The organism is Streptomyces sp. AB3(2024), from assembly GCF_041862025.1.
Classification (GTDB): Bacteria; Actinomycetota; Actinomycetes; order Streptomycetales; family Streptomycetaceae; genus Streptomyces.
This window is the reverse complement of the sequence record NZ_JBGWAB010000159.1, coordinates 1-16492: the sequence shown is the minus strand read 5'-3', so window position 1 is coordinate 16492 and position 16492 is coordinate 1. Positions and strand designations below refer to the sequence as shown.

The window sequence follows — 16492 nt, the reverse complement described above, 5'->3', positions numbered from 1 at the left end:
GGCCGGACCGCCCCGGGCGCCCCGGCCCCGGAGGGTGCTCCGGCCGCCGCCCCGGCCGTGGCCGACGCCGCCTCGTGCCCCGCCCGTGTCCGCCGTATCCGCATCGATCTCACCTGTACTCCGAAAGCCTGCGACCGATGCCGAGGAGGGCGGCGGCCGCGCCGACGGCCGCCAGCGCCGCCGAGCCCGTGATCAGCCCGCCCAGTGCGCCGAGCCCGCCCCGGGCGGCCCGGGTGAACTGGTTCTGCTCGTGCGCCACGGCCCGTTCCAGGGAGGCGTCCACCGTGTCGAACGAGGCCCCGCTGCTGTCCGGGTGCCGCTCGTCCCCGATGACCTGGGGAAGGGCGAGCTCGTAGTCGCCCTTCATGTCCGATTCCCGGGCCGCCGCGTGCCGCTGCTTCCACTGCGCCACACCGGCCACGGCCTGCGAGACGGGCGCGCGGCCGCTCGTGTCGTCGGCCAGGCGCAGGGCCCGCGCCAGCCCCTCGTCGAGCTGTTTCATGTTCTTCTCGTAGTCCACGTCGTACTTGTCGGACTTCTTGTCCGCGGCCAGTACGGCGCCCCGCGCGATCAGGGTCAGGTTCTCGTTGGCCCGCGCCTGGAGCGAGGCGATCCGCGCGTCGTTGAGCACCTTCAGCGACTCCTGGCCGTCGGTCCGCGCCTCGCTCAGCCCCGACCGGGCGAGCGTCTGGCCGACCGTCAGCCACAACAGCACGACGGCGGCGGCGACCGTCGCGGCGAGCAGTCCGTGGTTGAAGACCCGGTGGGTGCGCAGGTAGTTGCGGCGCTGGGCCCACACCAGGGCGGCGAGGGCCAGCAACCCCGCACCGGTCGAGGCCAGGGGCCAGGAGCGGGCCTCGTCGTAGTCCGTGTAGAGCCGGCCGGTCTCCGCCGCGTACAGGCGCTGCGCGGCGGGCAGCAGGACCGTGCTCATCTGCTCGTTGGCGTAGCGCAGATAGGCGCCGCCGAGCGGCAGGCCCTGCCGGTTGGTCGCGCGGGCCTGCTCGATCAGGCCCGTGTAGCGGGGCAGCTGCTCGCCGAGGAGGGCGATCTCCTTGCGGGAGTCCCCGCCCGCGCCGGTGTTCGCGGCGGCGCTCACCAGCAGCCGCGAGGCGTTGGCGATGTCCTTCTCGTAGCGCAGGCGCACTTCGCGGGGCTCCTGGGCGCCCGCCAGGAAGCCGCTGGAGGAGGCCGTGTCGGCGTCCGCGAGGGAGCGGTAGATGCTCGCCGCGTCCGCGCTCAGCGGCTGGCTGCGGCCCACCACGTCGTCCGCGGCGGTGACCCGGCCGGAGACCTCCCACACGGCGACCGTGCCGAACAGGACGACCAGGGCGGCCAGCACCGCACCGATGATGCGCAGCCGGCCCGGCTCGGTCGTGGCCGCGGCGCGCAGCCGCTCCACGCCCTCAGCCCAGGCGGTGCTCCGCCCCGGCGGCCCCGCCGGCGCGGGCGGTCCCGCGTCCGGCCCGGCGGGCAGCCCGGAGGCGGCGCTCCCGGGCGCGGCCGCGCGTGTCGTGATGGCCACCGTGACCTCCCCCTCGGTCCTCTGCTCCGGAGCAGTATGGCCGTAGTGGCGCCCGACCACAGCACCCGGAGCCCGATCTTGGGCGATCCGACGCCCCGTGCGCCCCCTGCCGCCCCCGCGGTTTTTCCGTCCCCCCTTCCCCCTCAATACGCCGCGCCACGCCCTGCGGTTCCCGACTCGCCCGCCCGGGAGGCGGGTTCACCCGAAGTGGGCACGGAGCTTCGCGTGGGCCTCGGGCGGGGCGTCGACGGAGTCCAGGCCGAGGAGGGCGGCGCCCAGGACCGGCGGGGCCGTCACCACCGAGAGCCGGGCCAGCGGGGCCCGGGCGGCGAGGAGTTCCCCGATCCGGTCGTTGAGCTGCGGGTGCCGGGCCGCGAGGACGCTGCCGCCCAGCAGCACCGGCGCGTCCTCCCGCAGCAGTCCCAGCCGCTCCAGCGCCACCGTGGCCAGCGCCACCACCTCGCCGGCCTGTCGTTCCACGATCGCCGAGGCCACCGGGTCGCCCGCGGCCGCCACCGCGAACAGCACCGGTACCAGTTCGTGCATGCGCCCGCGGGCCACCGTGCCCAGGTGGAGGGCCTCGATCAGCGCGGCCATCGAGGCCAGCCCGAAGTGCGCGGGCAGGGCCTGCGCGAGGCCGGTGGGGCCGCCGCGTCCGTCCTCGGCCCGCGCCGCCCACCACATGGCGTCCTCCGCCAGGCCGCCCCCGCCGCCCCAGTCGCCGGAGATCACCCCGAGGGCGGGGAAGCGGGCGGTCCGGCCGTCGGGCAGCATGCCGACGCAGTTGATCCCCGCCCCGCACACCACCGCGACCCCGCGCGGCAGGTCCGCGCCGGACAGTCCCGCCCGCAGGATCGCGAAGGTGTCGTTGCGCACCTCGGTCCGCGCGCCCCAGCCCCGCGCGCCGACCGCGGCGGTGAGCTGCCGTTCCTCCACCGGCAGGTCGGCGTTGGCCAGACAGGCCGAGACGAGGTCGGCGCAGGGCGCGCCGGGCCGCAGCCCGGCGGCCCCGGCGGCCTCCGCGACGGCCCGCGCGAGCACGTCCACGGCCGCCTCGATCCCGACCCGGGGCGGCTGGAAGCCCCCCGAGCGCCCGGTGCCGAGGACGGTGCCGTCGGTGCCGATCAGGGCCACGTCGGTCTTGCTGTTGCCCGCGTCGATGGCGAGGACGGCCGCCGAGGGGCCGGTCGCGCCGGTCGCGCCGGTCACGCCCATGGCAGGTGCTCCTTGTTGTGTGCGAGCAGCCGGTCGGTCAGCCCCTCGGCGAGGTCGTACTGCCCGACCAGCGGATGCGCGAGGAGCGCCTTGAAGACCCGCTCGCGTCCGCCGCGCAGCGCCGCGTCGAGCGCGAGGTCCTCGTACGCGCTCACGTGCGAGGTCAGTCCGGCGAACAGGGGGTCCAGGCGGGGCACGGGCAGCGGTACGGGACCGGAGCCGTCGACGCGGGCCTGGACCTCGATGACGGCGTCGTCGGGCAGGAAGGGCAGGGTGCCGTCGTTGCGGGTGTTGACCACCTGCACGGAGGGACCGCCGTCGCCCAGCAGGGCCGCGGCCAGGTCCACGGCGGCCTCCGAGTAGAACGCGCCGCCCCGCTTGGCCAGCAGCGCGGGCTTCTCGTCGAGCGCGGGGTCCCCGTACAGGGCGAGGAGTTCCTTCTCCATCGCGGCGACCTCGGCGGCCCGGGAGGGCTTCTCGCCCAGTTCCCGGACCACCTCGTCGTGGGCGTAGAAGTAGCGCAGGTAGTACGAGGGCACGACGCCGAGCCGGTCCAGGAGGGCGCGCGGCAGGCGCAGGTCGGCGGCGACGGCGTCGCCGTGCCCGGCCAGCAGCCGGGGCAGCACGTCGGTGCCGTCGGGGCCGCCGAGGCGTACGCCCGTCTCCCAGGTGAGGTGGTTGAGCCCGACGTGGTCGAGGTGGACCTCGGCGGGGGCCACGTCCAGCAGCGCGGCGAACTTCCGCTGGAGACCGATGGCGACGTTGCACAGTCCGACCGCCTTGTGGCCGGCCCCGAGCAGGGCCCGGGTGACGATCCCGACGGGGTTGGTGAAGTCGATGATCCAGGCGTCGGGGGCGCTCCGGCGGACCCGTTCGGCGATGTCCAGCACCACGGGGACGGTGCGCAGGGCCTTGGCCAGGCCGCCCGCGCCGGTGGTCTCCTGGCCGACGCAGCCGCACTCCAGCGGCCAGGTCTCGTCCCGGAGCCGGGCGGCCTGCCCGCCGACGCGCAGTTGCAGCAGGACCGCGTCGGCCCCGGCCACTCCGGCGTCGAGGTCGCTGGTGGTGGTGACGACGCCCGGGTGGCCCTGGCGGGCGAGGATCCGCCGGGCCAGGCCGCCGATCAGCTCCAGCCGTTCGGCGGCGGGGTCGATGAGCACCAGTTCGGTGACCGGCAGGGCGTCGCGCAGGCGCGCGAAGCCGTCGATCAGTTCGGGCGTGTAGGTGGAACCGCCGCCCACCACTGCGAGTTTCATCGGGCCTAGCCTTTCACTCCGGTCAGGGTGACGCCTTCGACGAACGCCTTCTGGGCGAAGAAGAAGAGGACGATCACCGGGGCCATGACGAGCACGGTCGCCGCCATGGTGAGGTTCCAGTTGGTTTGGTGCGCGCCCTTGAAGGACTCCAGGCCGTAGCTGAGGGTCCAGGCGGCCGGGTTGTCGGAAGCGTAGATCTGGGGGCCGAAGTAGTCGTTCCAGGCGTAGAAGAACTGGAACAGAGCGACGGCGGCGATGCCCGGCTTGGCCATGGGCAGCACCACCCGCAGCAGGGTGCGCAGCTCGCCGCAGCCGTCGACCCGGGCGGCGTCGAGGTATTCGTCGGGGATGGTGAGCAGGAACTGGCGGAGCAGGAAGATGGAGAAGGCGTCGCCGAAGGCCATCGGGACGATCAGCGGCCACAGGGTGCCGGAGAGGTCGAGCTGCTTGGCCCAGAAGAGGTACATGGGGATGACGACCACCTGCGGCGGCAGCATCATCATGGCGATCACCAGCAGCAGCGCGAGCCGCCGGCCGCGGAAGCGGAACTTGGCGAGGGCGTAGGCGACGGGCAGCGAGGAGACCACGGTGAGCAGGGTGCCGAGGCCCGCGTACAGGAGGGTGTTGCGCCACCAGATGAGGAACCCGGGGGTGTTCCAGACCTGGGCGTAGTTGCCCCACTCCCAGGTGCGCGGCCACAGGTCGCGGGTGAGCGCCTGGTGGTCGCTCATCAGGGAGGTGAGGAAGAGGAAGACGAAGGGGAGGACGAAGAACAGGGCGGCGGCCACCGCGAGGGCGTGGACGGCGATCCAGTGCAGGACGGCCCCGCGGGTGCGCGGCCGGCCCGTCGGCGCCGGTTCGTCGGCGGGCGGCCGGGTGCGGGGGCCCTTTTCGGGCAGGTCCGTCTCGGTCAGGGTCATCTCAGTCACCGGCTCCGATCAGTCCGCCACGGCGGCGCATCAGGAGCGCGGTGAAGGCCATGGAGAGGGCGAACAGCACCAGGGCGACGACGCAGGCGGCTCCGTAGTCGAAGCGCTGGAAGCCGACGTTGTAGACGAGCTGGGGCAGGGTCAGGGTGGACTTGTCGGGGTAGCCCGGTTCGAACTGCTGGCCCGAGCCGCCGATGATCCCGGCGGCCACCTTCCCGGCGACCAGCGGCTGCGTGTAGTACTGCATGGCCTGGATGACCCCGGTGACCACGGCGAACAGGACGATCGGGGAGATGTTCGGCAGGGTGATGTGCCGGAAGCGGGCCCAGGCGCCTGCGCCGTCCAGCTCGGCGGCCTCGTACTGCTCCTTCGGTACGTCGAGCAGCGCGGCCATGAAGATCACCATCAGGTCCCCGACCCCCCACAGCGCGAGGGCGGTGAGCGCGGGCTTGGACCAGGCGGCGTCGGTGAACCAGCCGGGCGTCGGCAGCCCCATGCCGTCGAGCAGGGTGTTGACGGGGCCGGTGCCGGGGTTGAGGAGGAAGACGAAGGCGAGGGTCGCGGCCACCGGCGGGGCCAGGTAGGGCAGGTAGAACAGGGTGCGGAAGATCCCCGCCCCGGTCTTGATCTTCGTGATGAGCAGGCCGACACCGAGGCCGAAGACGACCCGGCAGCTCACCATGACGACCACCAGCCAGAGCGTGTTGCGCATGGCCGGCCAGAAGAGCGGATAGTCGGTGAAGACGTAGCTCCAGTTGGCCAGGCCGTTGAAGACGGGCGGGCGGAATCCGTCGTAGCGGGTGAAGGAGAAGCACAGGGTGGACAGCAGCGGGTAGGCGAAGAAGACGGCGAAGCCGATCAGCCAGGGCGACATGAACGCGGCGGTCCGCAGGGCTGCCCGGCGCCGCTTGGCCCGCGGGGTGTGCGGGGCCACCGGGCTACTTCGCCTTCGCGATGTCGGTGTCGATCTGCCGGTCGGTGGCGGCGAGACCGGCCTGGAGGTCGGGCACGTCGCCCTTTTCGAACCGGTACGCGAAGTCCTGGAGGGTCAGCTGGTAGGTGCCGCCGTCCGGCTGGGCCGGGGTGGTGTTCGACTTCGCGTGCCGGGCGATGTCCATGAAGGTCTTCAGCGCGGGGGTCACCTTGAGGTCCGGGGACTCCAGCGCGGCCAGCGTGGAGGGCAGGTTGTGGATGGAGTTGGCGAAGGCGACGACTGCCCCGGTGTCGGTGGTCATGTACTTCACCAGCTCCCAGGCTGCGTTCTGCTTGCGGCTCGTGGAGGAGATGCCCATGATCGTTCCGGAGAGGTAGCCCTTGCCGTAGTCGCCCACCTGGTCGTCCGGTACGGGCAGCGGGGCGGTGGCGACCTCGAAGCCGACCCCGGCCTCCTCGGCCATGGCGACGCGCCATTCGCCGTCGATCTGCATGGCCACCTTGCCCTTGTTGAAGGGGTGTTCGGTGCTCCACTCGTCGCCGAAGCCGGCCCGGTATCTCTCCAGCTTCTCGTAGCCGCCGAGCTTGGCCACCAGGTCCTTCTGGGCGGTCAGCATCTTCGCGAAGGCCGGGTCCTTGGCCAGGTTGGAGCTGCCGTCGGCGGCGAAGTAGGTGGGGCTCCACTGCGCGGCCAGGCGCATCGGGGTGGTCTCGTAGCCGTGGAAGGTGGGCATCACGCCGAGTTGGTCGTACGAGTCCCCGTTGGACTTGGTCAGGGCCTGGGCGTCCGCGGCGAACTGGCTCCAGGTCTTGGGGGGTTCGGTGATCCCCGCGGCCGCGAAGGCGGTCTTGTTGTAGACGAGGCCGTAGGCGTCGTGCAGCAGCGGGAGCGTGCACTGGTCGCCCTTGAACTGCGTGTACTCCAGCAGGGTCTTGGGGAAGACCTTCGCCTTGTCGATCCCGGACTTGAGGAGGAAGGGGTTCAGATCGGCGAAGGCGCCGGAGTTGCAGAACGTGCCGACGCTGTCGGTGCTGAAGGAGGAGACCACGTCGGGGGCCTTGTCCCCGCCCGCGCGCAGCGCCTGGTTGACCTTGGCGTCGGTCATGTCGCCGGTGACCTCGACCTTGATGTTCGGGTGCGCCTTCTCGAAGCGGGAGATGTTCTCCTCGATCGCCTTCACCTCGGAGGGCGCGGCCCAGCCGTGCCAGAACTTCAGGGTGACGTCCGCCTTCGGGTCGTCGGAGGCGGTGCCGACGCTCTGGCCCGTACAGGAGGTGGCGAGTACGGAGAGGGTGGCCAGGAGGGTGGCCGCGGTGGTCGTTCGTCGTCCGGTTCTGGGCATGACGGTGCTCGCTCTCTGGGGGAGGAACTTCCGGTGGGAGGTGCCGGTGAGGGGGCTGAGGGGCGCGGGGGAGGGGGGCGGGGTCAGCGGGAGGTGTCGAAGACTTCCTCACGGGTGGCGGCCAGGGCGCTCTCCAGGGCGCCGCGCAGGACGGGCCGTTCGCGCACCTCGCCGGCCACCAGCCGGGGCCGGGAGGGCGCGAGTTCGGCGAGCTCGTCCCGCAGGAGGGTGCGCAGGGGGTCGCCGCCCGCGCTGATCGCGGCCCCGGACAGGACCACGAGCTCCGGGTCGAGTACGGCGACCAGCGAGGCGAGTCCGGTGGCGAGGACGGTGGCGTAGGACCGCAGGAAGTCCAGGTGGGGCCCCTCGGGTTCGGCGGCGGCCCGCCGCAGCAGGGCCACCGCGGCGGCCACCTGGGGCCCCGGCGCGGCGGCGCCGGACCCGGTCTCCGCGCCGGTCTGCGCGGGGACCTCGACGCCGTGTTCGCGGGCGAGCCGGGGCAGTACCTGGGCGCCGGCCAGCTCCTGGTAGCCGCCGGAGTTGACCCGCGTGACCTGCCGGACCAGGGGGTGTCCGGGGACGGGCAGGAACCCGACCTCGCCGGCGCCGCCGGTCCAGCCGCGGTGCAGCCGGCCGCCGAGCACCAGGGCGGCGCCGAGGCCCTCCTCGTTCCAGAGCAGGACGAAGTCCTCGTGGCCGCGGGCCGCGCCGAGGCGCTGCTCGGCGACGGCGGCGAGGTTCACGTCGTTCTCGTACTCGACCGGCACGGGCAGCGCCGCGGCCAGTTCGTCGAGCAGGGTGGGGGAGTGCCAGCCGGGGAGGTGGCTGGCGTAGCGCAGCCGGCCGGTCTGCGGGTCGAAGGCGCCCGGGGTGGCGATGACGACGCGGTGCAGGTCGTCGCGGTGGAGTCCGGCGGCCGCGACGGCGCCGTCGAGGGCCGTGGTGACCTGTGCGACGGCTTCGGCTCCCTCGGCGTAGGGCAGCTCGAAGCAGCCGACGACGGTGCCGCTCAGATCGGCGACGGCCGCGACCACCCCCTCGGGGGTCACGTCGAGCCCGCCGACGTGGGCGGCGCGCGCGTTGAGGGCGTAGAGCTGGGCGTTCGGCCCGGGGCGGCCGCCGTCGGTGCCGGTGGCCACGACCAGCCCGGCGGCCTCCAGGCGGGCGAGCAACTGCGAGGCGGTGGGCTTGGAGAGGCCGGTCAGATGCCCGATCCGGGTCCGGGAGAGCGGGCCGTGCGTCAGCAGCAGCTCCAGGGCGGCGCGGTCGTTCATGGCGCGCAGCAGGCTGGGGGTTCCGGGCGTGGCGGCGGGCATGGGGCTGGGTCTCCCTCACCGAGGTGAACTGTTAGGTAAGTTTCCTATTGGCGTCTGAGCCGTGTCAATGGCGGTGCCGGGCGCGGTGTCCACGGCAGCGCCGCGGCCGGTGCCGGGGCGCGGAAGCGGTGCGCGGACGCCGCTGCCCCGCCGGTGGCGACCGGCGGGGCAGCGGGTGGCGACCGGCGGGGCAGCGGTGGAGCGTGAGGGGCGTGCGGGACTACTTGGAGATCCGGGGGCCGCCGGGCGAGGCCGGCGCCGGGATCGGATTGGTGGCCATGGACTGCGGGGAGGACGGGTTGGCCAGTGCCGAGGGCGGGGCGACGGAGGCGGCCGGATCCGGGGTCTCCTCCGGCTCGGAGGAGTCCGGCAGGCCGCCGATGATCCGGATGCCGGCGGCGTCGAAGGCCTCCTTGATCCGCCAGCGCAGCTCGCGCTCCACGGCGAACTGCTGGCCCGGCATGGTCTTCGCCGACACCTTCACCGTCATCGAGGCCAGCAGCACCTCGTCCAGGCCCAGCACCTCCACCGGCCCCCACAGGCGCTCGTCCCACGGGGACTCCTTCGCCAGCGAGTCCGCGACCTCCTGGACCACCCGGCGGATGTGCGCGAGGTTCTCCGTCGGCTTGACCTGCACGGCCACGCCGGCGGTGGCCCAGCCCTGGCTGAGGTTGCCGATCCGCTTGATCTCGCCGTTGCGGACGTACCAGATCTCACCGTTGTCGCCGCGCAGCTTCGTCACGCGCAGTCCGACCTCGATCACCTCGCCGGAGGCCACCCCGGCGTCGATCTTGTCACCGACGCCGTACTGGTCCTCCATGATCATGAACACACCGGAGAGGAAGTCCGTCACCAGGTTGCGGGCACCGAAACCGATCGCGACACCCGCCACACCGGCACTCGCCAGCAGCGGGGCCAGGTCGATCTTCAGGGCGGCCAGCACCATCAGCGCCGCCGTGCCGAGGATCAGGAACGAGGCCACCGACCGCAGCACCGAACCGATCGCCTCGGACCGCTGGCGCCGCCGCTCGGCATTGACCAGCAGCCCGCCCAGCGCGGTGCCCTCGACGGCCTCGGCACTGGTGTTCATCCGGCTTATGAGCTTGGTCAGGGCCTTGCGGACCACCGAACGCAGCAGCGCCGCTATCACGACGATCAGCAGGATGCGCAGGCCGATGCTCAGCCAGGTGGCCCAGTTCTCCTCGATGAAGCTCGCGGCGTTGGTCACGCTCTCGGCGGCGTCGTCGGTGGTGTTCGCTGCCAGGGGGAGCAGGGTGGCGGGCGAGGGCACGGCGGGGAACCTCCAGGCATAGCGGTCTGCCCGCGGGACGTGGGTGCGGGACAGACCAACCACACTAACGGGGCACGGGCCCGACCCCGTTGCCGTGTTCGAGGGAGAGACCCGACTCGCCGGGGGATGACAGGGGATGTGGTCGAAAACACCTCGGACCCGTTACGGGCGCGTGGTGGCGCTTCGACCAGCCGTAAGGGGAGACTGGAGAGCAGATCGTCCCGGCGCGAGCCACGCGCCGCCGGCGTACAAGGAGGCAGTCCGTGCCGCACGTCCTGGTCCTCAACGCGTCGTACGAGCCCCTCGGTGTCGTACCGCTCCGCCGCGCGCTCGTCCTCGTCCTGGAGAACAAAGCGGTCTCCCTGGAAGAATCGGGCGCCTTTCTGCACAGCGCGACGAGAGCCGTCCCCGCTCCCAGCGTGGTCCGGCTCAAGCGATTCGTGCGGGTCCCCTACCGGGGGCCCGTTCCACTCACCCGCCGCGCGCTCTTCGCCCGCGACGGTGGCCGCTGCATGTACTGCGGGGCCGTCGCCACCAGCGTCGACCACGTCATCCCGCGCAGCCGGGGCGGCCAGCACGTCTGGGACAACGTCGTCGCCGCGTGCCGCCGCTGCAACCACGTCAAGGCCGACCGGCACCTGCTGGAGCTCGGCTGGCGGCTGCGCCACCAGCCCGCCCCGCCGTCCGGCCTGGCCTGGCGGATCATCGGAACGGGCCACCGGGATCCCTGCTGGATGCCGTACCTCCAGCCGTACGGGGCGGACGACGCGCTGGAACGCATCGGGGTCGCCGCGTCATAGGGGCGCGGACCCGGCTACGGGACCACCGAGAAGGCCGAGGCCGACCAGAGGCTGCAGCCGAAGCGGGTCGCCCGGCGGTCGCAGGTGACGCGGACGAACCGGGTGTCCGGAGCGTCCAGCCGGACGGTGTCCACACCGCCCCGCGAGGTCACCGCGACGGCCGGGCGCCAGCTCACGCCGTCGGCGGACGTCTCGACCCGGTAGGCGGAGGGGTACGCCTCCTGCCAGTGCAGGCGCAGCAGCCCGATCCGGGCCGGGGCCGCCAGTTCCGCCCGCCACCAGGCGCCGTCCACCGACGGCGAGGACCACCGGGTGGCGTCCGAGCCGTCCACCGCCGCGGACGCCGGGAAGCGCGGGTCCTCGTCCGCCGAGGAGGAGGACCGTGCGCCGCGCAGCAGGTCCGGGCCACCGGTGCGCGGCACGGCCCGCACGGTCAGGGTGCGCGTCTCCCCGGCGAAGGCCACCGGGACGGCGTAGGTCCCGGCCGGGGTGCCGGCCGGCACCGTCACCTCCAGCGGGACGGACACCCGCGTGCCGCGCGGCACCACCACGTCCCCCGGCACCTTGACGGCCACCCCGGCCGGCGGGGCCGCCGTGAACGGGCCGCGCACCTCGCCCGGTCCCAGGGCCGACAACTGCGCGGTCACCGTCCGCGGGCCGCCACCGATCTCCACGTCGGCCGGCGCCCCGTCGGCCAGGTCCAGCCGGACCCGCGGACCGTCCGCGAACCACGGCACCACCGCGTGGACCACCGGGTCGGCGCCCGTCCACGACAGCCGCACGGCGTCGGCGCGCACCCCGGCCGCGTCGGCCTGGGTCCATCCGGAGACGGTCGCCTCGCCGATCCGGCGCCAGCCCTCGCCCGGTACCCGCACCTCCACGACCGCGCCCCGCGCGTCGGCGGCCGGCGGGTCCGTCATGACGGTGACCGCGGACAGCGGGCGCGCGGAGTCCAGCCGGACCGTCCAGGAGCCGGGAGCGTGCTCCACGGTGCCCTCCCGGCGGTCCGCGCCCGTCCAGCCGTCGGACTCCTCGGCCGCCCTCTTCAGGAACGGGTCCAGCACGGATGTGTCCACCCGGGCCCCGCCCTTCTCGGCCAGGGCCCGCCGTGCCGCGTCCAGTTCCCGCGAGGCCTGCCAGGCGGCGGCCCCGTCGCCGCGGGCCTCGGCCCGTAGCAGGTCCACGGCCAGCTCGCCCGCGGCCCCGTAGCGCGAGAGCCGCTCCAGCCAGGGGCCCGCCTCGGCGGCGTACGAGGGCAGCCGGGCCGGGGCTTCCCGCAGCACGGTGAAGGCCGCCCGCAGCCGCTCGCCCGCCTTGGGGTCACCGGCCGCGCGGGCCCGCCAGAACTCCTCCACCAGCGGCTTCAGGTACGCGGACTCCTCCAGCTTGAGCCCCGAGGAGGCGGTGTTGCCGGCCAGGGCGGCCAGTGCCTCGCGGGTGCGCCGGTCGGGGCCCGCCAGTTCGCGCACGGCCGCGGCCCAGGACTCCCCGGCCCGGTAGCCGCGCGGGTTCCAGGCGTAGTCCGCCGCCGTGAACAGCGGGATCCGCGACAGGGTGCCCTGTTCCATGGCGTTGGCCAGCACCCCGGCCGAGCCCGAGGCCACCGCCGGGTCGCGGCCCGCGTAGGGGCCGAGGAAGATGCGGCCCGGGTCCCAGTCGTTGACCGGGTAGTTGTCCATGGTGACCAGCGGGTGCCCGAGCGCGGACCGGGCTCCGGCCAGCTCCTTGCCCGTGATGGTGCGCGGCACCACGCCCACGCCCGTCCAGGCCACCTCCACCCGGGGGTCCAGTGCGCCGGCCAGCGCCGTCCGGTAGGTGGTGGCGCCGTCCTGGAAGTACTCGGTCGGCAGCAGCGACAGCGGTGCGGCCCCCGGGTGCCGGGCGGCCAGGTGCGCCGCCAGTTCGCCCGCGACCTCCGCGTGCGCCTTCGCCGCCGCCGCGGGACCCGTGCCGTACCGGACCCGGTCGGCCCGGCAGCCCCACTCCGTGTAGCTGACGTCCTGGAACTGCAGCTGGAAGGCCCGGATGCCCAGCTCCCACATGGCGTCCACCTTGCGCAGCAGCGCCGCGCGCTCGTCCGCCGAGGCCAGGCACATGGACTGCCCCGGGGACACCGCCCAGCCGAGGACCACCCGGTTGGCGCGGGCCCGTTCCGCCAGGGCCCGGAACTCCTCCTGCCGCTCCGGCGGGTAGGGGTCGCGCCAGCCCGTCGTGCGGTACGGGTCGTCGCCGGGGGCCAGCAGCAGGCGGTTCTGTTTGGTGCGGCCCAGGAAGTCGATCTGGGCGAGCCGCTGTTCCCGCGACCAGGGCTGCCCGTAGAACCCCTCGGTGACCCCGCGCACGGGGGCGATCGGCCAGTCGCGCACCAGCATCCCGGGCACCTTCCCGGGCCCGGCCGCCAGCAGTTGACGCAGCGTCTGCGCGGCGTGGAACAGCCCGTCCTCGCCCACCCCGGCCAGCGCGACCGTGTCCCGGCCACCGGTGCGGCCCACCGCCAGCCGGTACCCGCCGTCGGGCAGGTCGCCGGCCGGGGCCGCGCCGAGGGAGCGCAGCGCGGCCTCGGCGTCGGGGCCCTGGAGCCGTACGACGAGGGCCCGTTCGGGCAGCGCGGCCCCGGGGGTCCGCTCGTGCAGGGTCCGTACGCCCGCCCCGCGCAGGGCGGTGCGCACCACCTCGGCGGCGTACGGGTCCACGTCGTGCGGCGCGACCAGCACGGCCTCCGCCCCCACCGGCAGCTCCCGCCCCGGATCGGCGACCGCCGACTGCGGCCGGGGCCACACGGCGGGCCCCTCGGCGGCGGTTCGCGGGGGATCGGAGCCCGGGTCGAGCAACGGTACGGGGACCGCGGCGGAAGCGGCGGCCGAGCCGCCGTCGGGGCGCGGCGTACCGGAGGTCTTCGGCGTGGCGGTGATGCCCTGCGGGGTCGCGGCGACCGCCCCGCCCAGCAGGCTCCCGATGACGGCGACCGCCGCCGCGGTGCTCCGCTTCCTGCCCCTGAGCTGCACGGAGCCTCCCCGTCCCGAGTCGTCCCCCGCTCGTACGAACGAGCCAGAGCCCACCACCCGTGCGGCTGAAGTGTCAATCGGGGCGGGTGATCTGACCTGGATCCGCCAGGAATGCGATGCCTCCGACTGGGTATGGCTGCGGTGTTCACCGGGGGTGTTGCATGGGCGCGTCCGACGGACCCGCACGAAGGAGTGCTCCCATGAACGCCCGAACCGCCGCCCGAACCGCCGCCCGACCTGCCGTCCGCACCACCGCCCGTGCCCACGCCCCGCTCGCCCACCTGCCCGCCCCGTCCGGGCCGGCCGAGGGCCCCCTCACCAGCGAGCCCCCGCTGGCCGGCTCCGCGTACGCGCCGCTGACCAGCGAACCCCCGCTGCTGGAGGAGGCCCCGCTCACGAGCGAGCCGACCACCCCCGCACCGTCCGCCGCGGGCCTCTAGGGCACCGGGCGGACCGCCCCACCCCACGACAAGGGAGTTCCATGGACGACCTCGCCCGGCTCGCGGCCCTGCACGGCGTCGCCACCCGCTACCAGCCAGCCGAGGACGTCACCGTCGACGTCCCCGAGGCCACGGTCCGGGCCGTCCTCGCTCTGATCGGGGTTCCGGTCGACACCGCCGGGGACGTCCGGGGCCTGGCCGACTCCGCCGAGCGGGAGCGGGCCGCACGGCTGCTGCCGGCGACCGTGGTGCAGTGGCGCGGTGAGGCCGTCCCGGCCGCCCTGGCCGCGCTGCCGCCCGGGACCCGGCTGAGGGTGGCGCCGGAGGACGGGGCGGCGGAGCGGGACTGGGCCGCGGAGCTGCCCCTCGGGGTCCACCGGCTCACCGCCGAGGCCCCCGACGGGCGCACCGCCGGGGCCACCCTGATCGTGGCCCCGGACCGGGCACCGGCCACGCCCGGCCGGGCCCACGGGCTCCTCGTCCAGCTGTACTCGCTGCTCTCGGAGCGCTCCTGGGGCATGGGCGACCTCGGGGACCTGGCGGAGCTGGCCCGCTGGGCGGCCCGCACCCACGGCGCCGGGTTCGTCCAGGTCAACCCGGTGCACGCGGCCGTTCCCGGCACGCCGACCGACCCCTCCCCGTACCGGCCGGCCTCGCGCCGCTTCCCCGACCCGGTGTACCTGCGCGTCGAGGACGTCCCCGAGTACGCGCACTGCCCGCAGCGGGCCGCCCTCGACGAACTGGCCTCCCGCGGCGGGCGGCTGCGCCGGGAGGTGCTGGAGAAGGGCGCCCTGATCGACCGGGACGCCGTCTGGGACCTCAAGCGCGCCGCCCTGGAACTGCTGTACGCCGTACCGCGTTCCCCCGTACGGCAGGCCGCCTACGAGGAGTTCCGCGCCGGGCAGGGCGCCCCGCTGGAGCGGCACGCCGCCTGGTGCGCGGCGGCCGCGGGGGAGGATCCGGCGGAGCGCGCCGACTTCCACGCCTGGCTGGTGTGGCTGACGGACGAGCAGCTCACGGCCGCCCAGCGGGCCGCCCGGGAGGCCGGGATGGCGGTCGGGATCGTGCACGACCTCGCGGTGGGAGTGCACCCCGAGGGCTCCGACGCCCGGACCGGGCCCTTCCATGCCCGCCGCGTCTCGGTGGGTGCCCCGCCGGACGCCTTCAACGCGCGGGGCCAGGACTGGGGGCTGCCGCCCTGGCGGCCCGACGCCCTGGAGGAGTCCGCGTACGCGCCCTTCCGGGACCTGCTGCGCGGGGTGTTCCGCTACGCGGGCGCGGTGCGCGTCGACCACGTCATGGGCCTGTTCCGGCTCTGGTGGATCCCCGAGGGGGCCCCGCCCGCCGAGGGCACGTACGTCTCCTACGACGGCGAGGCGATGCTGGCCGTCCTGGTGCTGGAGGCCCATCGGGCCGGGGCGCCGGTGGTCGGGGAGGACCTGGGGACGGTGGAGCCGCGGGTGCGGCGCGCGCTGGCCCGGCGCGGGATCCTGGGCACCTCCGTGCTGTGGTTCGAGCGGGACTGGTCCGGCGACGGCGATCCACTGCCGCCCGGGGCCTGGCGGGAGGACTGCCTCGCCACCGCCACCACCCACGACCTGCCGCCCAGCGCGGCGAAACTGGCCGGGGCGCACGTCGAACTGCGCGACCGGCTCGGCCTGCTGACCCGGCCGCCGGAGCGGGAGCGGGCCGAGGACGCCGCCGACACCGCGCAGTGGCTGCGGGTACTGGACGGGCTCGGGCTGGAGACCAAGGGCGAAGAGGCCGCCGTGCAGGCCCTGTACGCCTTCCTGCTGCGCACGCCCGCCCGGCTGGTCGGCGTGTGGCTGCCGGACGCGGTGGGGGACCGGCGGCCGCAGAACCTGCCGGGCACCTGGGACCAGTACCCCAACTGGCGGCTGCCGGTCGCGGACGAGGCGGGCCGGCCGCTGACCCTGGAGGCGCTGACCGCCTCGCCCCGGGCGAACGCCCTGCTGAGCGCGGTGCGGGAGGGGGCGTGGACCCGTACGGCACCCCCGGGCGCGCGCCCGCTTTAGGTGTTCGCTACTTTGGCACCGTGGACAAGAAGAACGCTCTGCGCGCCGGCGCCGTCACGGCCGGATCGACGCTGATGATGCTGCTGATGACGTCTCCCGCCCTCGCGCTCACCCGCGACGACGGCGACGACCCGGGTCCGGGCCTGAGCATTGGCGAGACGCTCGGCCTCTACGTGGCCCTGCCGATCGTGCTGTTCCTGGTCATCGCGGGTCTCGTGATCGTCGGCGACAAGTCGCGCAAGCAGCAGTAACACCAGAACGGACGTGGGCCGGCCCGACGGGGCGGCGCCACTCCTGAAGACTTCCGGGGGGGGGGGGGGGGGGGGGGGGGGGGGGGGGGGGGGGGGGGGGGGGGGGGGGGGGGGGGGGGGGGGGGGGGGGGGGGGGGGGGGGGGGGGGGGGG

13 protein-coding genes are annotated in these 16492 nt (G+C 74.6%); 4 read left to right on the top strand and 9 right to left on the bottom strand.

All coding sequences use genetic code 11. The features are described from left to right. Nucleotides 1-109: 109 nt before the first annotated feature. From ACEPPI_RS36030 to ACEPPI_RS35995, 8 genes are all read right to left on the bottom strand, one after another. Nucleotides 110-1525 carry a hypothetical protein gene (locus tag ACEPPI_RS36030; RefSeq protein ID WP_373919473.1) on the bottom strand — a complete coding sequence of 472 codons (1416 nt, stop codon included), beginning with the start codon at nt 1523-1525 and terminating at the stop codon, nt 110-112. A 198-nt stretch (nt 1526-1723) separates the two neighbouring features. Continuing rightward, on the bottom strand, nt 1724-2740 hold the full coding sequence (locus tag ACEPPI_RS36025) for an N-acetylglucosamine kinase (RefSeq protein ID WP_373919472.1): 1017 nt from the start codon (nt 2738-2740) through the stop codon (nt 1724-1726). Continuing rightward, a complete protein-coding gene (locus ACEPPI_RS36020; protein WP_373919471.1) occupies nt 2731-3996 on the bottom strand; it encodes a 6-phospho-beta-glucosidase in 1266 nt (421 codons plus the stop codon). The genes ACEPPI_RS36025 and ACEPPI_RS36020 overlap by 10 nt, the downstream gene beginning before the upstream one ends. Nucleotides 3997-4001: 5 nt before the next feature. After that, nucleotides 4002-4916 (bottom strand): carbohydrate ABC transporter permease, encoded by a 915-nt coding sequence (locus ACEPPI_RS36015; RefSeq protein ID WP_373919474.1) that lies wholly within the window; start codon nt 4914-4916, stop codon nt 4002-4004. A gap of 1 nt (nt 4917) precedes the next feature. Continuing rightward, nucleotides 4918-5859, bottom strand: coding sequence for a carbohydrate ABC transporter permease (locus ACEPPI_RS36010; RefSeq protein WP_373919470.1), 942 nt, complete (start codon nt 5857-5859; stop codon nt 4918-4920). A gap of 4 nt (nt 5860-5863) precedes the next feature. After that, complete coding sequence (locus ACEPPI_RS36005) at nt 5864-7201, bottom strand: extracellular solute-binding protein (RefSeq protein WP_373919469.1); 1338 nt, start codon at nt 7199-7201, stop codon at nt 5864-5866. An 83-nt stretch (nt 7202-7284) separates the two neighbouring features. Further along, nucleotides 7285-8517 carry an ROK family transcriptional regulator gene (locus ACEPPI_RS36000; protein WP_373919468.1) on the bottom strand — a complete coding sequence of 411 codons (1233 nt, stop codon included), beginning with the start codon at nt 8515-8517 and terminating at the stop codon, nt 7285-7287. Between the two features lie 220 nt (nt 8518-8737). Continuing rightward, complete coding sequence (locus ACEPPI_RS35995; RefSeq protein ID WP_373919467.1) at nt 8738-9808, bottom strand: mechanosensitive ion channel family protein; 1071 nt, start codon at nt 9806-9808, stop codon at nt 8738-8740. A gap of 263 nt (nt 9809-10071) precedes the next feature. On the opposite strand from ACEPPI_RS35995, the gene ACEPPI_RS35990 reads away from it, so the two are divergent. After that, nucleotides 10072-10608, top strand: coding sequence for an HNH endonuclease (locus tag ACEPPI_RS35990; RefSeq protein WP_373919466.1), 537 nt, complete (start codon nt 10072-10074; stop codon nt 10606-10608). Nucleotides 10609-10622: 14 nt separating this feature from the next. Here the strand turns inward: ACEPPI_RS35990 and ACEPPI_RS35985 are convergent, their stop codons facing one another. Next, nucleotides 10623-13613, bottom strand: coding sequence for a beta-N-acetylglucosaminidase domain-containing protein (locus ACEPPI_RS35985; protein WP_373919465.1), 2991 nt, complete (start codon nt 13611-13613; stop codon nt 10623-10625). A gap of 200 nt (nt 13614-13813) precedes the next feature. Between ACEPPI_RS35985 and ACEPPI_RS35980 the strand changes: the two genes are divergently transcribed. From ACEPPI_RS35980 to ACEPPI_RS35970, 3 genes are read left to right on the top strand one after another with little or no spacing between them, the layout of a single operon-like run. Next, nucleotides 13814-14053 (top strand): hypothetical protein, encoded by a 240-nt coding sequence (locus ACEPPI_RS35980; protein WP_373919464.1) that lies wholly within the window; start codon nt 13814-13816, stop codon nt 14051-14053. Nucleotides 14054-14094: 41 nt separating this feature from the next. Then, nucleotides 14095-16089: a 4-alpha-glucanotransferase gene (locus ACEPPI_RS35975; protein ID WP_373919463.1), complete on the top strand. Its 1995-nt coding sequence runs from the start codon at nt 14095-14097 to the stop codon at nt 16087-16089. Nucleotides 16090-16109: 20 nt separating this feature from the next. Next, the gene (locus ACEPPI_RS35970) at nt 16110-16340 is read left to right on the top strand and encodes a hypothetical protein (protein WP_373919462.1); all 231 of its coding nucleotides are present in this window, start codon (nt 16110-16112) and stop codon (nt 16338-16340) included. Nucleotides 16341-16492 lie beyond the last annotated feature (152 nt).